This window comes from Rhodoblastus sp. 17X3 (assembly GCF_030056575.1).
Lineage (GTDB): Bacteria > Pseudomonadota > Alphaproteobacteria > Rhizobiales > Beijerinckiaceae > Rhodoblastus.
In genome coordinates this window covers 1-20,566 of record NZ_JASHHX010000028.1, presented here as the reverse complement: position 1 = coordinate 20,566, position 20,566 = coordinate 1, and the positions used below count along the sequence as shown (strand labels likewise).

Here is a 20,566-nt window from a genome sequence, read left to right as displayed (position 1 = left end):
GTGGTTGTTCCGAAGACGCGCCTTCTTTCATCGCAACTCGGTCACGAACGGCACCGCAAGCAGCGGGCTCTGCCCACCCGTGAATCGGATCATGCGATGACAGCAAAATTCCTAACTCGTGATGAGGTTGAAAAATACCTTAAAGAAAAGTGGGGCATTAAACGCACGAAATCCACGCTTGCCAAACTTGCGGTTGTGGGAGGCGGCCCAGAATACAGGCTTTTCGGACGCAAACCCCTTTACGAGCCGCAAGCGATCGACGCTTGGGTTGAGCGCTTCCTAAGCCCGTCGGTTGCCAATAGCTCTCAGCAAGATCAGGAGGAGCGCTAATGCCCTCCGTTGACGCAAAAAGCCCGTCCCGGCCCGCTATCGCGGGATACGGGGCACAATTCGTTCGTGACGAAACCCTCAATACCATCGCCACACCCGAACGTGAGGCCGATTTCGCTGCGCCTTATAACGCCCGACGATATCGCCTGTCGCCTCCGCTGGCGCGTGCCATCGCCGTCCTGGCGGGACTGGGAGGGATTTTCGGATGACCCAGCCCCTTGCCTCCAAGGACCGCGTTTCGGTCGCTAATGCTCTCGCGGGCGATGGCGTGGTGGTCGCCGCCCGTTTGATCGCCTTCAACGGTCTGTTGGCCGAGAGCGCGGCGGCGCGCGGCGATCTGGCCGAAGCCTTCGCCAAATTGCGCCTTGTCGCGCACGCCTTGGACGAGGCGCGGGACATTGTCACGATTGCGGGAAGGATCGCGAAATGACGGACCTTTCCGATTATGGCGACTGGCCGCCCGAAAAGCGCAACGCCTATTTCGCCAATGCGAATCGCGAACGGCATAGCCAAGACAAGAACGGGGGCGGGCAAGCTTCGCCGGCGCCCCTGCCGCTGGTCCCGCCGGCGCCAGCGGCGCAACCCTATCCCATCGAAGCTCTCGGGCCGGTTCTTTCTGGCGCTGCAAACAGCATCGCGGCCAAATGCCAGTGCGCGCCGGCTCTCGCCGCGCAATCGGTTCTAGCAGTCGCCGCGCTCGCCGCGCAAAAACTGGCGGACGTGCACTTGCCCTATGGACAAACGCGGCCCCTGAGCCTGTTCCTCGTCACTGTCGCCGCATCTGGCGACCGGAAATCGACAACCGACAATGAGGCGCTGGCGCCAGTCCGGGCCTATGAGCGCAAGGAAAAGCAGTCATACGAAATTGCTTTGGAAAGCTGGCGGATCGCGCAAGCGGCCTGGGCGGCGCAACATCGCAAGATCGAAAACGACAAGGCTCTGGATCGGATCGAAAGGGAATCGGGGCTTTTGGCGCTCGGGCCAGCGCCAGCTGAACCGATCAAGCCCTTGCTTACGGCGCCCGAACCTACGGTTGAGGCGCTTGCTAAGTTCTGGGCGGTCCTGCCGGGCGCGCTGGGCCTGTTCAGCGCGGAAGGCGGACAAATGACCGGCGGCCATGGTTTCGGGCCTGACCATCGTCTTAAGACGGCGGCAGCGCTCTCGACGCTTTGGGACGGCTCAGGGATTCGCCGCTTGCGCGCTGGCGATGGCATTACCGACCTACCGGGCCGGCGGCTGGCGCTGCATTTGATGGTCCAGCCCGACGCGGCGGCGGCCTTTCTTTCCGATCCGATCTTGCGCGATCAGGGCCTATTGTCGCGTTTGCTGATCGCGGCGCCGGAAACCCTCGCCGGTTCGCGGCTCTATCATGAACCTACGGAAGAAATGGCCGCGCCATTGCGCCGCTATTTCGCTTGCATCCTCGATTTGTTGGAACGGCCCGCGCCGGCGGCCAACGTCGTCGGCAATGAATTGACGCCGCGCGTCATCGAACTGAGCGCGGAAGCGCGCGGGCTTTGGGTTCGATTCCACGACGCCATCGAAAAGCGCATGGCGCCGGATCAATCGCTTGAAGGATTGCGCGACGTTGGAGCAAAGGCGGCGGAAAACGCGGCCCGCATCGCTGGCGTTCTTACCATCGTCGCCAATGCGGAGGCGCAAGAGATAGACGGCGCGGTGATGGGCGCCGCCTGCAAGCTCATGTCCTGGTATCTGTCCGAAGCCTTGCGGCTCTCTGGCGCTGCGCGGCAAACGCCGGCTTTGCGTAACGCGGTCAAACTGTCCGATTGGCTCCGCGCCAAGGGCAAGGCCGAATTCGCCTTGCGCGACATTCTCAACAGCGGCCCCAATGTCCTGCGCTCGAAAGCGGCGGCTGAACAGGCCATCGCGCAATTGGAGGAGCATGGCCACATTGGACGGCGCGGCGAAGGTCGCGGCGCTCGCTGGATTGTCATTCAAGGCGCCCAACAATGAGCGCGCCGGCTTTCGATCCCATTGAAATTATGGACGAGGTTTTTGCCCGCGCGAACGCCTCGCCTCCTGCGACAATCGCGACATTGCGACACAACGAGCCGAATTGTCGCAATGTCGCAACTGTCGCAACGCCTCCCGTTTCGACCTTGCCACGCGATTGTCGCAATGTCGCAATTGTCGCAACAATCGACGGGCCGGAGATTGAGATAAATGCGCGGCAAGATGAGACTGCGGGCCTATTCACCGATCGCGTTTCTGAAACCGAATGCCGGCAGGCGCTGGACGATGGGGGGCATTTTCTCGACACATGGGGCTGGGTCACGGAAAGTGAGTGGGCTTGGACAGCGTGCGAACTTTTCAACATTCCCAGCCCGGGCAAGCCGGGCGGCCTCATTTGGCGACTTCGCGGCCGTTCCGTTATCTCCTATGGTCCGGACTATGTGCGCCTAGATGATGAGACGATTATCGAGCGCTGCTGATGAATGCGCCCGGGCCAATGAGCGACACAAAGTCTTCGCATATTTCGTCGCAAACGGGGTTTCTGCGTGCCGTAGGCCGATCTGAGATTTTGGTGTCAGTCCCATTCTTTCGGGACGAACATGTTTGCAAGCTCCTCCGGCGTTTCGGCGCTCTCTGGATCTGCGGAATGCTCCATCATCCATGGGACGCTGATTTCGAAAAGCAGCGGATTTTCCGCGATGGCGTTTTCGACGAAATGAAACACGCTATGTTTGCTGGTCGTTCCCGATAGCAGACCCGCTTCCTCGAAGATCGCCTCAACCGTTTCCATGGCGTGCGCGGCGTCTGGTTCCTCTTGCAGCAGCTTTTCCATTTTTCGCGATGCCCGATCCAAGAGCTTTTGGCGTCTCTGAAACGCTGGTATCGATGAGGTCATCCGTGATTTCCTTGGAGACGTGGGCTGGGCCGGGCGGCGTTAATCTCCAAACTCGGCTTCGGAGATTTCCGTCTCGCTCAGATTTCCATCGCGCTGCATGATAAGTTCCAGGGTATGGCCTTGGTATTCTATGCCTTCGTCTTTTGTATTTGAGCTAAAAGTAAATGTTGAATCTAAGCGAAAATAATGCGTCTTTGGCCAAAATATGGGCTTTTTGCAATTGTATGCGCACCCTAGCCACCGCTCTCCTGTCGCAAAACGAATATGATACTTACCGAGCGCTGCTTTCGTATCGAATTGGCTCCCCGCGTTGACGAAGAAAGCTAATCGCGGCTCGCCGCTCGAAGGATCCGTAAGCTTCACGTAATAGCCGCCGCTCCCACTTGGCGTTCGAACGGACAAAGGAGCCACGCGTGATTTTCTGCCCGCATCCAGTATGGCGTTTGACTGATAAACAGCCGGCGGCGACGGAGTGGGGGGACGCACCAAAGCAGTAGGAGGCGGTGCAACAGCGGCAGGCGAAGCCGTTTGGCCTCGCTGAGAAGCATCAGGCAGCGCTAGCGCAAAGACACCGCCAAAGCCAACGATGGTCAGCACGAAAATTATTGCTCCCCACGCTGACCGTGCACGTCGAACAATTCGACAAAATGGAAAATCGGTAAGTTCCTGACCACAAGCGCCGCAAATCGGCTGTTTATCGAGGCGAAACTCTTTAATCCGGTTTACTGCTTTGCATCTATCACATTCAAACAATCGCATTTGCCGCTCCGCCGCGGCCAGCGGCCTCGGTATCGGAGGAGCCAGCTTCGCAAAAACAAAAGGGCCAAGACCAAGAACGAATGTAACTTAAAAGCGGTCGCCTTAAAACCGGCAATCCGCACGATTGCGTCCGTGAAAAGGACGCACAAAGGCCCCCTGCGAGATATCCTGGCGAAGAACATGCGCCGGATCCGTGCTGAGCGCGGCCTTAGCCAGGAAGCGTTGGCCCACGAATGCGGAATCAACAGAACCTATCTGAGCGCCGTCGAGCGAGCCGAACGTAACGTGTCGGTCGACAACATTGCCCGTATCGCGGTTGGCCTCCGGGTCGAGGCGTGGACCTTGCTCAAGGACGATCTGACAGGCGCCTAGGCAAAGTTCGGGCGGAATGCCGCTTTGCGAATTTGATGACCTAGCCTATTTTCGAGGCCAACCAGCGCGGTTATGGTCTAGACTAATCATTCCGGTGATTTGCCGTTTTGGGTTTGCGAGGTTCTTTCTCCCTGCCGAGCATTTTAGCGGCTGGACTAACGTTTTTTCGGTGCCTACGCGCTCTGAATTCAAAACATTTTAAGGAATGAAATGCCCAGAGGCCGCCCGAAAAAAGACGCCGCCAGCCCCGCCGCCGAGCCTGCAGCCAAGAAATCGAAAAGCAACGGCAATGGTGCCAATCTCGGCTTCGAGGCCCAGCTTTTTCTCGCTGCTGACAAGCTGCGCAAGAATCTTGAGCCCTCTGATTACAAGCATGTCGCCCTCGGACTGATCTTCCTCAAGCACATTTCCATCGCCTTCGAGGCCAAGCGCGCCCTGCTGTTGGCCGAAGACGCGGAGGCTGCAGAAGACCCGGATGAATATCTCGCGGAAAACGTGTTTTGGGTGCCCAAGGAAGCGCGGTGGTCGTCCTTGCAGGCCAATGCCAAGCAGCCGACCATCGGCAAGCTGATCGACGATGCCATGGCCGAGATCGAGAAGGCGAACCCCGGCCTCAAGGGCGTGCTGCCCAAGGATTACAACCGCCCTGCCCTCGACAAGGTAATGCTGGGCGAACTGATCGACCTCATTTCCGGCGTCGCCACCGGCGAGCCCGGCGATAAGGCCAAGGACCTGCTCGGGCGCGTCTATGAATATTTCCTCGGCGGTTTCGCCGGCTCGGAAGGCAAACGCGGCGGCGAGTTCTATACGCCCCGCTCGGTGGTGGGCGTGCTGGTCGAGATGCTGGAGCCCTACAAGGGCCGCGTCTATGATCCGTGCTGCGGCTCAGGCGGCATGTTCGTCCAGTCTGAAAAATTCGTCGAAAGCCACGGCGGCCGACTCGGCGACATCGCCATCTATGGGCAGGAGAGCAATTACACGACGTGGCGGCTGGCCAAGATGAACCTCGCGGTGCGCGGCATCGACGCCGACATCCGCTGGAACAATGAGGGCAGCTTTCACAGGGACGAGCTAAAAGACCTGCGCTTCGATTATGTCCTGGCCAATCCCCCCTTCAACATTTCCGACTGGGGCGGCGATCGTCTGCGGGAGGACGCGCGCTGGACTTTTGGCGCGCCGCCGGCCGGCAACGCCAATTTTGGCTGGCTCCAGCATATCCTCTGGCACCTTTCGCCAAACGGAACGGCGGGCGTGGTGCTGGCCAATGGCTCAATGTCATCAGGCCAATCCGGCGAGGACGTGATCCGCCGTGCGATGGTCGAAGCCGATGTGGTCGATTGCATGGTGGCGCTGCCAGGCCAGCTTTTCTATTCGACGCAAATCCCGGCCTGCCTGTGGTTCCTCGCCCGCAACAAGAACCCCGGCGGCAAGCTGCGCGACCGGCGCGGCGAGGTCCTGTTCATCGATGCGCGCAAGCTCGGAACGCTGGTAGACCGCACGCGGAAAGAGTTTTCGGACGAGGACATTTCCAGTATCGCCGAGACCTACCACTCATGGCGCGAGGGCAAGGATTTTGTCGACGCGCCCGGCTTCTGCAAGGCGGCGACACTGGAGGATATAAGGAACCATAACCACGTGCTGACGCCGGGGCGCTATGTTGGCGCGGCGGATGTCGAGGATGATGATGTGCCATTTGCCGAGCGGTTTGATGCATTACGTAGCGTTTTAGACGCACAGTTTTCTGAGGCGGATGATCTAGCCAAGACAATTCGCGCCAGCTTAGCGAAAGTTGGCGTTGATGAATGACTGGCGCACTCTTACCCTCGAAAATGCAGGGGTGAAGTTGATTGACTGCGTTCACAAGACGCCGGCAGCCGCACCGAATGGCTATCCCTACGTAGCCATTCCGCAGATGAAAAATGGCCGCATTGATTTCAGCGATGCGCGGCGTATCAGTACCGATGATTTCATAGAATGGACAAAGAAGGCGAAGCCACGCGTTCATGATGTCGTCCTTTCGAGGAGGACCAATCCCGGCGTTACGGCGACTTTTGGCGAAAATTGTGATTTTGCACTCGGCCAGAACCTCGTCCTGTTACGTGCCAACGGAAAATGCGTACTTCCGCAGTTTTTGCGATGGCTCACAATTTCTCCGGGCTGGTGGGCTCAGATTGAGAAATTCAATAATGTTGGCGCGGTTTTCGATAGCCTCCGATGCGGCGATGTGCCGAAATTCGAGTTGTTAATTCCTCCGAAGCCCGATCAAGAAGCTATATCTTCCGTCCTCGGCGCACTCGACGACAAAATTGACCTCAACCGCCGCATGAACGAGACGCTCGAATCTATGGCACGATTGATCTTCAAGGATTGGTTCTTCGATTTCGGCCCCACGCGGGCGAAAATGGAAGGCCGAGCCCCTTATCTTGCGACGGACATTTGGTCCCTTTTCCCCGACCGTATCGATGACGATGGAAAACCAGAAGGGTGGACAATTGGTTGTCTGGGCGATTTGATAGGCCAGCGCAATGAGCGCGCAACACCATCGGAAGACACACGAGCTAAACCATACGTTCCGATCGACTGCATTTCGCCTAGGTCACTGACCTTGACCGAGACCAAGCCAGGATCGGACGCGCAGAGCAGTCTTATAAAATTCTATAAGAATGATATTTTATTTGGTGCAATGCGTCCATATTTTCACAAAGTTTGCATTTCGCCATTTGAGGGCACGACAAGAACTACTGTATTTGTTTTTCATCCACTCAAAGCAAGTGATTTTGCATTTACTTGCATGTTGCTGCATAGCAAATCTACTATTGAATATGCAACAACTCATTCGACAGGCACAACTATTCCTTATGCGACATGGAGACACTCGTTAGAAAATATGCCCGTAATTATTCCTCGTGCTGAAATACGCCAAGCCTTTAACGACAAAATTCGTCCAATGCTACTCCGCTTCCCTCAAACATATTTCGAGAATAATTCTCTTGCTGCTGCACGCGACCTCCTCCTCCCCAAACTCATGTCCGGCGAAATCCGCGTGCGGGACGCCGAAAATATTATGGAGGCTTGCGCGTGACAAAGGCGTGGTGCGTTCGAGCGGACGGCGGCAAGTCTACCCCTCAATTTTTGAAGGGCGGCTACGCAGGGATCGGGTGGTCTGACTTGGGCGATCTTTCGAGCGTAACGTCGCACGACGCGCTCTATCCACTCTACAAGGCGGCTTATCCCGACGACAAAAGCAACACGGTCATCGGCATACAAGTCGGGCAGATCGGACGATTCCTATTGGAAATTGCACCGGGCGACCTCGTGATTACTCCAGACGCGAACACCGAATTGCTCTGGCATGGAATTGTTGGGCCAGGAAACACCTATACCTATGTTCCAGATGATCCCGCGTGCCCGTATCCAAATCGACGGTCTGTGGCTTGGGCCAGCAAGCCACTGGCGCGCTCCAGTCTTTCGGTGCCGCTACAAAATACGCTGCGTTCATCGCTAACCGTCTTTGGGATTTCGCCGGCGGACGAAATCTTGGCGGCGACCGGTCATGGAAATCTAGCTCCCGCACTCGCCCACAAGGCTTATGACCCATACGAGGTTGTTCTGAACCGGGTGCTGGAACTCGACCCCAAAGAATTTGAATACCTTGTAGCCAATCTTTTGACGGCGTTGGGCTTCGATGGATCGGAAGTGACCGGAAAAACCGGCGACGGCGGCGTGGATGCGACGGGCGAACTAAACGCATCCAATCTCGCCAAAGTGAAGCTCTTTGTGCAAGCCAAGCGATATAAATTGGGTTCCAAAATCAGCGCCAATGTTGTTCGTCAGCTTCGGCAGGCGATCCCCTTCGGCGGCCAGGGAGCGTTTATCACGACCGCAGACTTTCAAGCCACCGCCATGGACGTTGCGCTGGAAAATGGCTTCCCCCGGATTGGGCTGATCAATGGCAGCCAGCTTGTCGATTTGCTGATCGAACACTGGCAAGACATCCCGGAACCATTCCGCGAGCAACTCGGCCTCAGGCCCGGTTTAGTGCTCGTATGATACAAAAGATCACCGAAAGTCATGTCGAGGACGCCGCGCTCGCTTGGCTTGAAGAATTGGGCTATCAGCCGGTCAGCGGCCTCGACATTGGCCCGGATGGACGGCACGCCGAGCGCGCGAGCTATGGCGATGTCGTTCTCGTCGAGCGGCTGCGCAAGGCGATCCAAAAGCTGAATCCGAGTCTCGCGACAGAAACGCGCGTAGAAGTTTTGGCCAAAATCCTGCAATCCGAAACGCCGTCGCTCATTGGCGAGAACCGGCGGCTGCATCGCTATCTGGTCGAGGGCGTCCCCGTCGAGGTCCGGCGCGACGACGGGACCATCGGCGGCGAACAGGCGCGGCTGCTCGATTTTGATGAACCCGACGCCAACGACTGGTTGGCGATCAACCAATTCACCGTCATCGAGAACAAAACCAACCGCCGCCCCGATGTCGTGATTTTCGTCAATGGCCTGCCACTCGGCGTCATCGAATTGAAAAACCCCCGCGACGAGAATGCGACCATCGACGGCGCTTTCAATCAGTTGCAAACCTACAAGAACCAGATCAGTTCGTTGTTTCGCACCAACGCGGCTTTGTTGACGTCGGACGGCATCGTCGCGCGGATCGGTTCTCTGACCGCTGACCGCGAAAGGTTTATGCCTTGGCGAACGATCACCGGCGACGATTTGGCGCCCAAGGGGAAGCCGGAATTAGAGACGGTTTTGAAGGGCGTGTTCGACCGCCGTCACTTTCTCGACATTATCAAAGATTTCATCGTCTTTGGCGACACCGGCGGCGATGTCATCAAAATACTCGCCGGCTATCATCAATTCCACGCCGTGCGCCGAGCGGTGACCTGCACGATTGCCGCAACCGCGCCTGGCGGCGACCGCAAGGTCGGCGTCATCTGGCACACGCAAGGGTCCGGCAAAAGCCTGCTGATGGCCTTCTATGCTGGCCAGATCATCAAGCATCCGGCCATGGAAAACCCAACGCTCGTGGTGTTGACAGACCGCAACGATCTTGACGATCAATTGTTCAGCACTTTCAGCATGTGCAAGGACCTGTTGCGCCAGACTCCGCTCCAGGCCGAGGACCGCGACCATTTGCGGAAACTGCTGGATCGCCCGTCGGGCGGGGTGATCTTCACGACCTTGCAGAAATTCTCGCCGGACGCTGGCACGACCGACTATGCAGTTTTGACTGAGCGTCGAAATGTTGTGGTCATCGCCGATGAGGCGCACCGCAGCCAATATGGCTTTGGCGCGAAGGTCGAGAGCAAGACCGGCGAGATTTCCTATGGCTTCGCCAAATATCTGCGCGATGGCCTGCCTAATGCCTCCTTCATCGGCTTCACCGGAACGCCGATCGAGAAAGAGGACGTAAACACGCCCGCCGTGTTTGGCGACTATATCGACATTTACGACATCAGCCGCGCGGTCGAGGACGGCGCGACGGTGCCGATTTATTATGAAAGCCGCCTGGCGCGGATCGAACTCGACGAGGACGAAAAGCCCTTGATCGACGGAGAAGTCGATGAAGTGACCGGCGACGAGGCGCAGAGCGAGCAGGAACGCCTCAAGCGTAAATGGGCAAGCGTCGAGGCGCTGGTCGGCGCGGAGAAGCGCATCGCGCTTGTGGCAGAGGACATCGTCAAACATTTCGAGGCGCGGACCGAGGCGCTCGCCGGAAAGGCTATGATCGTCTGCATGAGCCGCCGGATTTGCGTGGCTCTTTACGACGCGATTATCCAGGTCCGGCCCAACTGGCATAGCGACGACGACGACGCCGGCGCGATCAAGGTCGTTATGACCGGCGCTGCGTCCGACCCGCTGGAGTGGCAGGCGCATATCGGCAAGCGCCCAAAACCTCGGCGGGAGGGCATCGCCAAACGCGCCAAGGACCCGAAGGACGCCCTAAAACTCGTGATCGTGCGCGACATGTGGCTGACCGGTTTTGATGCGCCCTGCATGCACACGATGTATGTCGACAAGCCGATGAAAGGCCACGGCCTGATGCAGGCCATCGCCCGCGTCAATCGCGTGTTCAAGGACAAGCCCGCGGGGCTGGTCGTGGATTACATCGGCATCGCGCAGAACCTGAAAAGCGCGCTGGGGCTTTATTCCGGCGGCGATCGCGACCAGACCGGCATCGACGAGGCGCAGGCCATTGAGGAAATGGTCAAGCGTTACGAGGTCGTGAAGGCGATGTTCCGGCCGGATACATTGGGCGGATTCGATTATCGGCCGGCGCTGGACCCAAAGGCGACGCCGCAGTCTCGGCTTGCCGTTATGGCCGGCGCGATGGATTGGGTGTTGACGCTCGCGCAGGAGGACGCCGCCAAGGAGGCAACAGACGAAGGCAAGAAGCGGGCGCACCGCCGCTATGCCGATGGGGTCGTGGCGCTGTCGAAGGCGTTTGCGCTGTCTGGCGCGAGCGACGAGGCCCGTGTCATCCGCGATGAGGTCGGTTTCTTCCAGGCGATCCGCGCGGCGCTGCTCAAAACCATGCCTGGCGACGGAAAGCGCAGTTCGGCCGATCGTGAACTCGCCATCCAGCAGATCGTGAGCCGCGCGGTTGTCTCCACCGAGATCGTGGACATCATGAAGGCGGCGGGGCTTCAATCGCCGGACATTTCAATCCTGTCAGACGAGTTTTTGGCCGAAGTGCGCCAGACCAGTAAAAAGAACCTCGCCATCGAGGCGTTGAAAAAGCTCATCAATGGCGACGTCCACGCTCAATCCCAGCGCAACGTCACGCAGGCCAAGCTGTTTTCCGATCGGCTGGTGGCGGCCATTGCCCGTTATCATGCCAACGCGCTGACGACCGCCCAAATTCTTGAAGAACTGATCCAGCTGGCGAAGGACATAAGGGCGGCGCGGGCGCGAGGCGAGGACACCGGCCTCAGCAACGAGGAACTCGCCTTCTATGACGCCCTGGCCAAAAACCAGAGCGCGCGCGAGGCCATGGGCGAACCGGCGCTGCGGGTGATCGCGCATGAATTGGTGATCGTCATCAAGAGCAACGTGACGACCGACTGGACCCACCGCGATAGCGCCCGGGCCAACATCCGGCGGCATGTGAAACGGCTACTGCGGAAATACGGCTATCCGCCCGATCTGCAGGACGCCGCTGTGCTCAATGTCTTACAGCAGGCAGAGGCGCTTTCGGCGGCATGGGCGGCGTGAGCGCGGCGTCTCCTCGTCGTCGATCGACTTGACCCGCTTCAACCTAGGCTCCCGAAAGAACCGCCACCCATGCCGACCGCTTATTCCGCCAAGGCTCAGCCCTACCTCGACGCCATCGCAGAGGGCGTTTTCCAGTCCCAGAAGGTTCGCGACTGGCTGATCGCCGGCACGCCGGTCGAATCCACCTACAGCGGTGCGCGGATCCTCATCGACGAGCAACGCAACGTGCGCTGGTCGACCAAGCCAACGAAACAGCCCTTCTGGGCGAACTATTGGTGCGGCCGAGAAAGCAATTGCACCTGCCGACCGATCAACACCAAGAGAGCCGAATCTGACGCAATTTTCTTCCTTGAAAACCAAGCTACCAGCCGCATTTTGGCGATCCATATCGAGTTCAAGCTTGTCAGCGAATTGTTCGCACCCGGGCAGCCAGAAGCCTATCCGATGCGCGCCGCCTGCTTCGCAAAGACCCATGAGTCGCGGCCGACCCTGAATGCCCATCACGACTGGACCACCGTCCTTTTCTGCGGGCCAGAGAAGCTGACCGATCCTCGGCTCGCCAGCTTTCAGCGTGTGATCACACACGGCCAAGCGGCCCAAATGCTGGCCGGATATCCGCGGCTAGCCTGAACGACGCCTACTCGCTCGCGAACAGACGACCACATGCACTCGGCTATGCGCAGTGCTCTACAAATCTACACCTAGAGCCACCTATAGTTTGAGCGGTTTTTTCCTCGTCAAATCCTGCAAGTCGTGAAGGAGAAAAACAGCACTCTATCTGCAAGCCGATCGCTATCGCCTTCCAATATAAAAGGGGCTTTCGCGCTCGATCGAGCGCTAAGGAACAGTCTGAACGATATAAATAAGGCAAAGATCACGCTCAAAAGGGACCAAGGCCATTTCCGGATAAATCTGGGAAATCGCTAATCTCCTGCGCGGTCCATATCGCCCCGCGATATCGGTTCGTTATGCTGCCGATGGCCGTGCTACGTCGGCGCGTGTTCTGACGGCGGTCGCCGAAGATCTTTCGCGTCGCCAGGCGGCCGAACGCTTCGGCGGCTGGAGCGCAAACTGCGCTGACACTTTGGTAACCCTACGGCGAACGCTTAAGGTTTCATAAACCACATCAGCATAGGGTCGACGCTTATTCTTCGGCTGGCGCAAAGATGACGCAAAGTGTCGATGCCTCCGCCTTACGTCCGTCTTTATGGCGACGAATTAAGATCCGCCTCGGGCACGATCCACATTGGCTGCATCGCGATGGCGAATTCGGTCCTCCCGACATGCGACCGTACCCAAGCGAATTGAAACGATCAGTTCGAATTGACGTCGAATCCGACCCGTGGGCGATAAGTTCGTTTCCTCAATACCAATCGGGAGACGAGGTATGGGCGCACTACAGTGCTTTGATTCACGGACGAAGTGCCGAAGGGCGCTTGGCATGCTGTTACCAAGACTGCTATTATCGCTTGATACGCGATGGAAAGGTGATTGCTACAGAGTTGCGATGGCTGACGTAGTTTACTTTTTGGATCGTGCATTCTTTCACGCTTTCAACTAGCTTCAACGATGATTCTAACGAATTTTTTTCGATTCGGGCCAGCCTGTAAAAGAAACAAGAACGCTTCTCTAAATGGCCGATCTATATCGGCTTACGATACGAACAGGTACGTTTTCCTTTTTCATCCAAGGAACAATGTCAGGGCTCAATACCACAAAGGCATCTTTGCGTAGGAGCGGTCGGCAACGGATACATTAGCGGCTATTCAACAAAAATAACCCAGTCCTATAGCCTCGGCGAGAATGCGATGAGGCATTGGCGGCGTCGCCGAAATCGCATATTGGGCTGCCATAATCACCCGAATCTCCAATTACTAGGTATTGTCGATCAGCGTCGACCGAGGCCCCAAAGAAAGCCAACAGACATAAAAGGCGGTGTGTAAGCTGGACCGGACTGATCAAATCGTGTTGAGCATCAAGCCAATCTGGGCGGACCTAATCATGTCGGGCCGAAAGACCGTGGAGTTGCGTCGTCGATTTCCAAAGTTGTCCGGCACGAAAGTCGCTGCGTTGGTGTATGCCTCGAGCCCGACCATGGCCATGGTCGGGCTCGTCCATATCGACAGTACCGTCATCATGCCGCCAGATATGCTGTGGCCATGTGTAGCCGATCGAGCGTGCGTAACAGAAATCGAATTTCAAACGTATTTTGAGGGGGCCAAAGAGGCGAGCGCTTTGTTCTTAAGCGCTCCTGCAATGCTACCCAGCCCTATCCCGCTTCGTAAGCTTCGAGTTTCAAGCGGATTCTCCCCCCCAATGTCGTGGCGGCGAGCGAAGCCGGCGGAGCTTGAACTAATGAAAGAACTGTCGTGATCAAGAACGGCATCATCCTTGTCGCCGGTGTATCCGGTGTCGGGAAATCCACTCTGTGCGAGCGGCTGGTAGCCAGAGAGCCGCGCATCCGCCATATCGTCGCGGGCTCTTTTGTCGATGGCCTGCGTCCTGTAGATCAGTTGGTGCTCGCCCAACGCATCCGGGCTGCCGCACATTCCAAAGAGGGAGTTTGTCTGGTGGACGGCCATCTGATCGTCGATGGGAACAAGGTGCCGCCGGATGCAGTCAATGAGCTCGCCCCAAAGGCTATTGTCGTCGTAACCGGCCGCCTGACGGATATCCTTAGGTGGCGGATACAGGATCAGACGAGAGCCCGACCAGCAGTCACAGAGGAAGTCGTCGACCTTATTCAAAAGGCCGAAGTCCAACGAGCGCAGGAACTGGCGCTGACCATGGGCGTGCCATTCGTCGCCGCAGACGCTCAAGACTCAGAGGGCTTCCAGTCCAAAATTTTTCATTTGATCGGGAATGGCTGGCCCCAGGGCGAATTAGGCTCGTTAAAGACGAATTCGGAACGTCCTGGCCGATAAAGGCCGGTATGAACCGAAGTCAGCCGGTAACCGTAGTGATCGAAAATCCGTTGGAAATCAGCCAACTTATTTTCGCTGACCGTTGCCAGCGGCCTGTCCGTGCCAAGCCAACTCATCAGGTTCTCGAAGACACGTATCCCCATCCCGCGGCCAGCAAATTCGGGCGCAACACGGACAGTGCATATCTTTGTTTCTTCTTCGGCTTTCGCAATTCCCAGGGCTACGATCTTGTTGTTACGATCGATACGAACGATATGCCGCGACCCGCACCGCAGACCCGGTACGACCTTTTCGACGAACCAGCTTCTGATATCGGGATAGTCTGGAGATAGCGGCAGGACGAACGCCAAGGCTTCCAACTCGGCGGTCGTTAGTTCCAAGTCGCCACCGTGCAGATGGCGATGAGCTATCGCATGCTTCGTCGTCATTGCTTAACCTTTCCACCCAAATTCGTCCCCGCGGTTCCATTTTGCGCGGGTTCTGTTTTCGCGCCATTTAACGCAGGCTGTTCGACTTTGCTGCCTTTGGGCGCCTCGATCTGATTGGGGGGCAGCGCGGCTGGCGTCGTCTCCAACGGCTTGGCTGCGGCAGGCGCTGGACATGAGGTCTGCTGCGGCGAACCCATGTCCGTTGATTTCCCGAACAGTCGGGCCCAAGCCCATTTGCCCGAATCGTACACAGAATTACCTAATACGCCGACGAATACACCAAAAATCAACGCGATCAACAGATAACGCCCAATGATCCGCCCGCTGCTCGTCCTCATTCGCAACTTTACAAAGGCATTGAAGTCAACGAGGTAGCTTCCTTTGGCTTCTTGTTTCCAATGGTAAATTGCCATGCCCTTCTGCAAATGGTCTTCATTGACATAGGATTCCCACAATTTCCCTGGCTCCAAAAGACGGCACTTATGGAACACTGGATGGCCAACGACCACATCAACGGTCACTCCGACTGCCATCAGAAAGTCGAGACGAGTGATCGGAACAGCCATCGGCCAATTCGCGCCGACCATTTTGTGAACAATTCCTAGGTTCAGGTTGCGTGCCTGGTTGAGCCTGAAGTCCAGATATTCGGTGACATCGACGCTGCTGGTCAGAAAGTCGTCATCAGGGATGGCGGCATTCACAAACGTGTTAGCCCCATTCTTTGGAATCGTGAGCCGAAGCCTGAAATAAAGATCCTCGTTCGGCGCAATTCCGATTAGGCCCGCGGCCAAAGCTGCCGATGTTATCGTCAGAGTTGTGCCATCGAATTCGGGACTGATCGCAAGGTGGGAAGCCGGAATTCTATCACGTGATAGAGGGAATTTGAGTACACGGCAGTACGTCCCGCCAACAGCCTTTTGCAAGATTATCACTGATTGCGAAGGGCCATTGGTAGCTTCCAGGCTCTCATTGAATACCGCGGTGGCAAGATTGCCGTCGGCGAAACTGGGGCCCAGGTCCTTGATATCGCCGTCCGTGATTTGGATAGGCAGATGGATCGATATCTCTGCCAAATCGGCTGGTGACGTGACCATGATGCCCATATCGAGCAGGTACTGCGACTCCTCCCTTTGATCAGACCAAAACTTTAGACGTGCGAGACCAGTTTTTTTGCCCTTGAGCCGCCAAAGGTTGAAGTGGAGAATGACTGATGGCGTCCCGACTCTTTGCGTTTTCATCGGAAACCAGATGGCCATGCTCCTGCCTTGGCCATTGCTCGCAGAACCCGCCATCAATTTTTACCTCTGCGATGCGCCTTGTTCGCTTAAACTTCACCGGGCTTTTTATCATAAGGGCCTCGGCGGTGTCAGAAAAAAACTTCTCTGGGGCCTCCACGACGCTGCGGATTTCCTCCGGATAGTCGCTAATCCGAGCGGACCGGAAATTCGCTGAATGTCCACTTCCCGCCCGTCTTTACCCTTGCCGCCGAGGGCCCATGCCTTCCGGTATCCGCGGTATTTAGACCTCTATGGGGTGAGAACGTCTCCACCGGCTTTCGGTCCACTGACGGAGTTGCGCCGGGCATTGCGAGAAAAAGCTCGGAAGACGCGTTTCCGGTCCGAGACAGTCTCCTTAAAGCCGTCTGCGGCCGCGGCGCCGCAACACGGTCGCTATGTGGTCGCTAAGCCAATACACCCCGGCCGCGCGGACAAGCTAACTTATTGATTTATTGGCGCACCCGAAGGGATTCGAACCCCTGGCCTCTGCCTTCGGAGGACAGCGCTCGGACCGGCTCAGGCGCTCTTAGGAACAACCCGATCAGAACTCGTATCTGGCTGTTGTCGAGAAATTACCAGTGCTGTAGCCAATCAACGCTAGGCGATATTGCACAACAATTGGAATCGCGACGCCAACTATTTGATTTTATTGGCGCTCCCTAGGGGACTCGAACCCATGTTTTCGCCGTGAGAGAGTGATAACATGTACTTCAGCGATCACTTGCGAACGGGTAAACACCTTATAATCATTGATATATAAGCCATTACGGACCTTGACCGTTCGCGCATGTTCGCCTACGGATATTGGGCACAAGTTGGGTACGCCTAATTCTGAGGAAAGTCTTCATGGCTCGCACCGTCCGCGACACCAACCTCGAAACCCGCGCCGCCCGACTTCGTCTCGTTCCGCGGCGCAATCCTTATTGGCGCGTTCTTGAAATCGGACTCCACGTTGGCTACCGCCGCACCAAGACAGGCGGCGGGACATGGGTGGCGCGCCGTTTTATCGGTGAAGGCCGCTACGCCGAAACCAGACTGGGCATTGCCGACGATCTGCAGGACGCCGATGGCGTAACCATCTTTGCCTTCAAGCAGGCTCAGCAAGGCGCGCGCGACTGGTGGAAGATTGAGGAGCGCCGGGAACTCGGACTTGCCCCTGATACTGGGCCCTATACCGTTGCCAATGCGTTGCGCGACTATTTCGAGGCTCGTGAACGTCGCGGATCAAAGGGGACAAAGGCGGACCGTCACGCTTCTGACGCTCGTATTGTACCGGAACTTGGAGACACAGAACTTGCGAAGCTGACCACGAAGCGCATTCGAGATTGGCACTCGACGCTTGCCGCCGCCGCCAAACTCGTCCGCACCAAGAGGACCGCCGCGACGCGCGCGACCAAAGTGTTGGACAAATCCGACGCCGAGGCCGTTCGCGCCCGCCGTTCGACCGCAAACCGGATAATGACCATTCTCAAGGCGGCTTTGAACCATGCCTTTCACGAAGGTCGTGCCGGCTCTGACGAAGCCTGGCGAAAAGTGAAACCGTTCCGTGAAGTTGACACGCCGGTTGTTCATTTTCTGACAGGCGCCGAATGCCAGCGCCTTATCAATGCTTGCGACAAGGACTTTCGCGACCTCGTTCGAGGCGCCCTCCTCACCGGATGCCGCTACGGCGAATTGGTCCGCATGCAGGCAGGCGACTTCAACTCCGACGCTGGCACGATCACCGTTCGCCGGTCAAAGGCCGGCAAGCCTCGTCACGTCGTCCTCAATGATGAAGGTCAGCGGCTTTTTGCTGAGTTGACCGCTGGCCGCGCACCGGTCGATTTCATCTTCCGGCGCGACGATGGGGAACAATGGCTTCCGTCGCAGCAACAGCGGCCGCTTGCTGCGGCGTCGACTCACGCGAAGTTTGAACCACCCGCAACCTTCCATATCCTCCGTCACACTTATGCGAGCACGCTAGCCATGAAGGGCGTTCCGATGGGCGTCATCGCTGCCCAACTCGGGCACAGCGATACCCGAATGACTGAGAAGCATTATGCTCACCTTGCGCCCAACTACGTAGCCGACACCATTCGGGCGGCGCTTCCGAGCCTCGGCACCATCGAAGCAACCAATGTAATGGCCATTGGTCGCGCCTGAGATTTTCCGCCAATCTCACTTCCGCTCATACTCCGCATAGCAAACATCGGCTGGCGCTGAGGCGAATTCGAAATGGCAAAAAATCCCAATCAATTTCAGCCATTTTTGACCATATCGGCTGCTGTCGAGCGACTTCAACACGGGATGTTTGCCCAATCCCCGCGTCCTTTGCCCTTGAATGAAATGAAGAAGCACCCGAGTGTTGGGCGCGATGCATCGATTGATTGGAGTCTATGGAAAGAGAAGGCCGCAGCGACAATTCGACAGGCGGCTCTTCGAGGTTCTTTGCCAATTTATTTTATTCCGGCGACGATGAGCGAATGTACGATGGCGGCATCAGTCGATGGCGGACCCATCCTATTACCCGCCGTGGCCCTAAGCCTTGTCATCCCAAGCCGTCAGGGGCTGCCCGATCACCCAACGCGCCTTGCTAAACCCGCCCCTTCCAACGGCCATTTTGATGAATGGCGGTGGAAGCTGATCGGCTGCAAACTGCTGGTTGAAACAAACGCATTTGAACGCTGGTACCGAACAGAAAAACGAAAAGGCAAGTGGCCGTCACAAGTTAATCGGGCGAAACGCAAGCCGGGCAGACCCCGCGTCGCTGAAGTTTGGGCTCATCGAATTGCGAATCTGATCGAGCGCGAGAAATGGTGCGCACACCAACCAATATCGCAGTTGAAGAAATTGCTTGCGGAACTGCGTATCGTCGCCTCTTTGTCTGAAACGCTTCCGAGCGATTGCGAAGCGGTCGCCTCAAGGGACGCAAAGTCGGTCGCCGCACGGTCATTTCCGTCGAGGACCTGAACGCTTGGCTGACTTCTCTGCCGACGTCGCGCTCGATCCGCAACGATCCCGGCCAGGTTCAAATTTTTTCGCGGGAGGCGCCCAATGGTCGCGCCCGCTGAAATGCGCAGCCCCGATATGGGCGCTAACATCCGCAACGGGGCCATGATCCTTCGCAACGACACGGCCCCTCGCTTCGATACGTCTGCGCCTGAGATTGATTTCGCCGCCTTCTATATCGCGCGGCGATATAACCTTGCGCTGCCTCAGGCTCGCATTTGGGTCGCGTTGGCGCGACTCGGGGGAGTTTGCGCATGACGCGAAACGCCCCCGCTCTTGCGTCGAAGTCGGCTCGCGAGGATGTTGCTCGTTTGAACCGCCAGTATCTCTACGATTGCGCAAACTTGCTTGAATCCCTCGGGATTTCGCTTTCGGAGGCCACCTGGCGCAGCAGCGATCGCGAGACCGAAACGCTCCTGCGCCAACTCCGCCACGTGTTGCTTCAAGCGATTTGGGTATTCAAAGAAATTACAGGCTCAAATCCCGGAGAGGCCAAATGAGCACTCCGCAGGATTATCTTCAGTGGTCGCAGTAGCGCCGCGATGCCTTCATGGCCGAACAGGCCAAACTCTATCACGTGCGTCAAATCGATGCTCCCAAACGTACATTCGTCGCCGACTCTAGCGATTCCTCGTCAGAAACTTCTCCCCAAGTTACCTTGATCCGCGGCTCGACGATCAAGCCCGAACCGATCGCCTGGATTTGGCGTGGATGGCTGGCGCGCGGCAAGACCCACATTCTCGGAGGTCAACCGGGAACGGGAAAGACGACGCTCGCCATTTCGATAGCCGCAATTGTAACCAGCGGGGGCGAATTTCCTGATGGAAGCCGTTGCATTACCGGCAACGTCGTCATCCCGGCGTGTTCGCTTCGTCGATCGCCTGGGGCGAATTCATGGACGGTTCGACGGCGAACCCTTCCGCGCTGACCAGGCCTTCCGCCAGACAACGTTCGACGATGTTCTCGAACAGATGGCGCAGGATGTCGCTGTCGCGAAAGCGGCCATGCCGGTTCTTCGAGAAGGTCGAATGGTCGGGAACCTTGCCGTCCAAACCAAGGCGACAGAACCAGCGATATGCAAGATTGAGATGGACCTCCTCGCACAGGTGGCGCTCCGATCGGATGCCTATGCAATAGCCCACCAGCAGCATGCGGATCATCAACTCGGGATCGATCGAGGGGCGGCCGGTGCTGCTGTAGAAAGGCTTCAACGCGGCGCGGATGCGTTCGAGATCGAGGTGCTGGTCAATGCCGCGCAGCTGGTGGTCGGCGGGAACGTGGTCATCAAGGCAGAAGTCGTAGAACAACCGAGCCGCCACCGCCTGCACGCCCATCATGGTCGCTTCTCCCGCAAATCAGCAGAAGAAGTGAATCACGCCGCCCCCGCCGCCGCAACGGC

The 20,566-nt window shown here is 57.4% G+C and carries 19 protein-coding genes, 1 tRNA gene and 1 pseudogene; 14 read left to right on the top strand and 7 right to left on the bottom strand.

The window, feature by feature from the left end:
- The 4 genes from QM467_RS18285 (at position 1) to QM467_RS18270 (ending at position 2,783) form a co-directional block, all read left to right on the top strand.
- Entirely contained in the window at positions 1–330 is a 330-nt protein-coding gene (locus QM467_RS18285; protein WP_283367774.1) for a hypothetical protein, read from the top strand.
- A 205-nt stretch (positions 331–535) separates the two neighbouring features.
- On the top strand, positions 536–760 hold the full coding sequence (locus QM467_RS18280; protein WP_283367773.1) for a hypothetical protein: 225 nt from the start codon (positions 536–538) through the stop codon (positions 758–760).
- Positions 757–2,304, top strand: coding sequence for a YfjI family protein (locus QM467_RS18275; protein ID WP_283367772.1), 1,548 nt, complete (start codon positions 757–759; stop codon positions 2,302–2,304). The genes QM467_RS18280 and QM467_RS18275 overlap by 4 nt, the downstream gene beginning before the upstream one ends.
- A complete protein-coding gene (locus tag QM467_RS18270; RefSeq protein ID WP_283367771.1) occupies positions 2,301–2,783 on the top strand; it encodes a hypothetical protein in 483 nt (160 codons plus the stop codon). The genes QM467_RS18275 and QM467_RS18270 overlap by 4 nt, the downstream gene beginning before the upstream one ends.
- A 95-nt stretch (positions 2,784–2,878) precedes the next feature.
- Here QM467_RS18270 and QM467_RS18265 read toward each other — a convergent pair whose 3' ends face one another.
- Positions 2,879–3,136: a hypothetical protein gene (locus QM467_RS18265; RefSeq protein WP_283367770.1), complete on the bottom strand. Its 258-nt coding sequence runs from the start codon at positions 3,134–3,136 to the stop codon at positions 2,879–2,881.
- A 102-nt stretch (positions 3,137–3,238) separates the two neighbouring features.
- Complete coding sequence (locus tag QM467_RS18260; protein WP_283367769.1) at positions 3,239–3,958, bottom strand: hypothetical protein; 720 nt, start codon at positions 3,956–3,958, stop codon at positions 3,239–3,241.
- Between the two features lie 180 nt (positions 3,959–4,138).
- Here QM467_RS18260 and QM467_RS18255 point away from each other — a divergent pair, with 180 nt between their 5' ends.
- The 6 genes from QM467_RS18255 (at position 4,139) to QM467_RS18230 (ending at position 12,180) form a co-directional block, all read left to right on the top strand.
- Positions 4,139–4,330 carry a helix-turn-helix domain-containing protein gene (locus QM467_RS18255; protein ID WP_283367768.1) on the top strand — a complete coding sequence of 64 codons (192 nt, stop codon included), beginning with the start codon at positions 4,139–4,141 and terminating at the stop codon, positions 4,328–4,330.
- Positions 4,331–4,540: 210 nt separating this feature from the next.
- Positions 4,541–6,136 (top strand): class I SAM-dependent DNA methyltransferase, encoded by a 1,596-nt coding sequence (locus QM467_RS18250; RefSeq protein ID WP_283367767.1) that lies wholly within the window; start codon positions 4,541–4,543, stop codon positions 6,134–6,136.
- Positions 6,129–7,412 (top strand): restriction endonuclease subunit S, encoded by a 1,284-nt coding sequence (locus tag QM467_RS18245; protein WP_283367766.1) that lies wholly within the window; start codon positions 6,129–6,131, stop codon positions 7,410–7,412. The genes QM467_RS18250 and QM467_RS18245 overlap by 8 nt, the downstream gene beginning before the upstream one ends.
- Positions 7,409–8,380, top strand: coding sequence for a restriction endonuclease (locus QM467_RS18240; RefSeq protein WP_283367765.1), 972 nt, complete (start codon positions 7,409–7,411; stop codon positions 8,378–8,380). Before QM467_RS18245 ends, QM467_RS18240 begins: the two co-directional genes overlap by 4 nt.
- Positions 8,377–11,550 carry a type I restriction endonuclease subunit R gene (locus QM467_RS18235; protein ID WP_283367764.1) on the top strand — a complete coding sequence of 1,058 codons (3,174 nt, stop codon included), beginning with the start codon at positions 8,377–8,379 and terminating at the stop codon, positions 11,548–11,550. Before QM467_RS18240 ends, QM467_RS18235 begins: the two co-directional genes overlap by 4 nt.
- 69 nt (positions 11,551–11,619) lie before the next feature.
- Positions 11,620–12,180 carry a hypothetical protein gene (locus QM467_RS18230; protein ID WP_283367763.1) on the top strand — a complete coding sequence of 187 codons (561 nt, stop codon included), beginning with the start codon at positions 11,620–11,622 and terminating at the stop codon, positions 12,178–12,180.
- Between the two features lie 1,568 nt (positions 12,181–13,748).
- Here the strand turns inward: QM467_RS18230 and QM467_RS18225 are convergent.
- From QM467_RS18225 to QM467_RS18210, 4 genes are all read right to left on the bottom strand, one after another.
- Positions 13,749–14,369 (bottom strand): hypothetical protein, encoded by a 621-nt coding sequence (locus tag QM467_RS18225; protein ID WP_283367762.1) that lies wholly within the window; start codon positions 14,367–14,369, stop codon positions 13,749–13,751.
- Positions 14,370–14,398: 29 nt separating this feature from the next.
- Positions 14,399–14,902, bottom strand: a complete 504-nt coding sequence (locus QM467_RS18220) for an N-acetyltransferase (protein WP_283367761.1) — start codon at positions 14,900–14,902, stop codon at positions 14,399–14,401.
- Positions 14,899–16,158, bottom strand: coding sequence for a hypothetical protein (locus QM467_RS18215; protein WP_283367760.1), 1,260 nt, complete (start codon positions 16,156–16,158; stop codon positions 14,899–14,901). The genes QM467_RS18220 and QM467_RS18215 overlap by 4 nt, the downstream gene beginning before the upstream one ends.
- Positions 16,159–16,632: 474 nt before the next feature.
- A tRNA-Arg gene (locus QM467_RS18210) sits at positions 16,633–16,703 on the bottom strand.
- Positions 16,704–17,025: 322 nt separating this feature from the next.
- On the opposite strand from QM467_RS18210, the gene QM467_RS18205 reads away from it, so the two are divergent.
- From QM467_RS18205 to QM467_RS19955, 4 genes are all read left to right on the top strand, one after another.
- Complete coding sequence (locus QM467_RS18205) at positions 17,026–18,321, top strand: tyrosine-type recombinase/integrase (RefSeq protein WP_283367759.1); 1,296 nt, start codon at positions 17,026–17,028, stop codon at positions 18,319–18,321.
- Between the two features lie 72 nt (positions 18,322–18,393).
- The gene (locus QM467_RS18200; RefSeq protein WP_283367758.1) at positions 18,394–19,128 is read left to right on the top strand and encodes a hypothetical protein; all 735 of its coding nucleotides are present in this window, start codon (positions 18,394–18,396) and stop codon (positions 19,126–19,128) included.
- Between the two features lie 293 nt (positions 19,129–19,421).
- A complete protein-coding gene (locus QM467_RS18195; RefSeq protein ID WP_283367757.1) occupies positions 19,422–19,667 on the top strand; it encodes a hypothetical protein in 246 nt (81 codons plus the stop codon).
- 50 nt (positions 19,668–19,717) lie between these two features.
- Positions 19,718–20,095, top strand: coding sequence for an AAA family ATPase (locus QM467_RS19955; RefSeq protein WP_446737801.1), 378 nt, complete (start codon positions 19,718–19,720; stop codon positions 20,093–20,095).
- On the opposite strand, the pseudogene QM467_RS18190 reads toward QM467_RS19955, so the two are convergent.
- A pseudogene (locus tag QM467_RS18190) lies at positions 20,046–20,504 on the bottom strand (transposase); the annotation flags it as partial. The gene QM467_RS19955 and the pseudogene QM467_RS18190 sit on opposite strands and share 50 nt — an antisense overlap.
- Positions 20,505–20,566 lie beyond the last annotated feature (62 nt).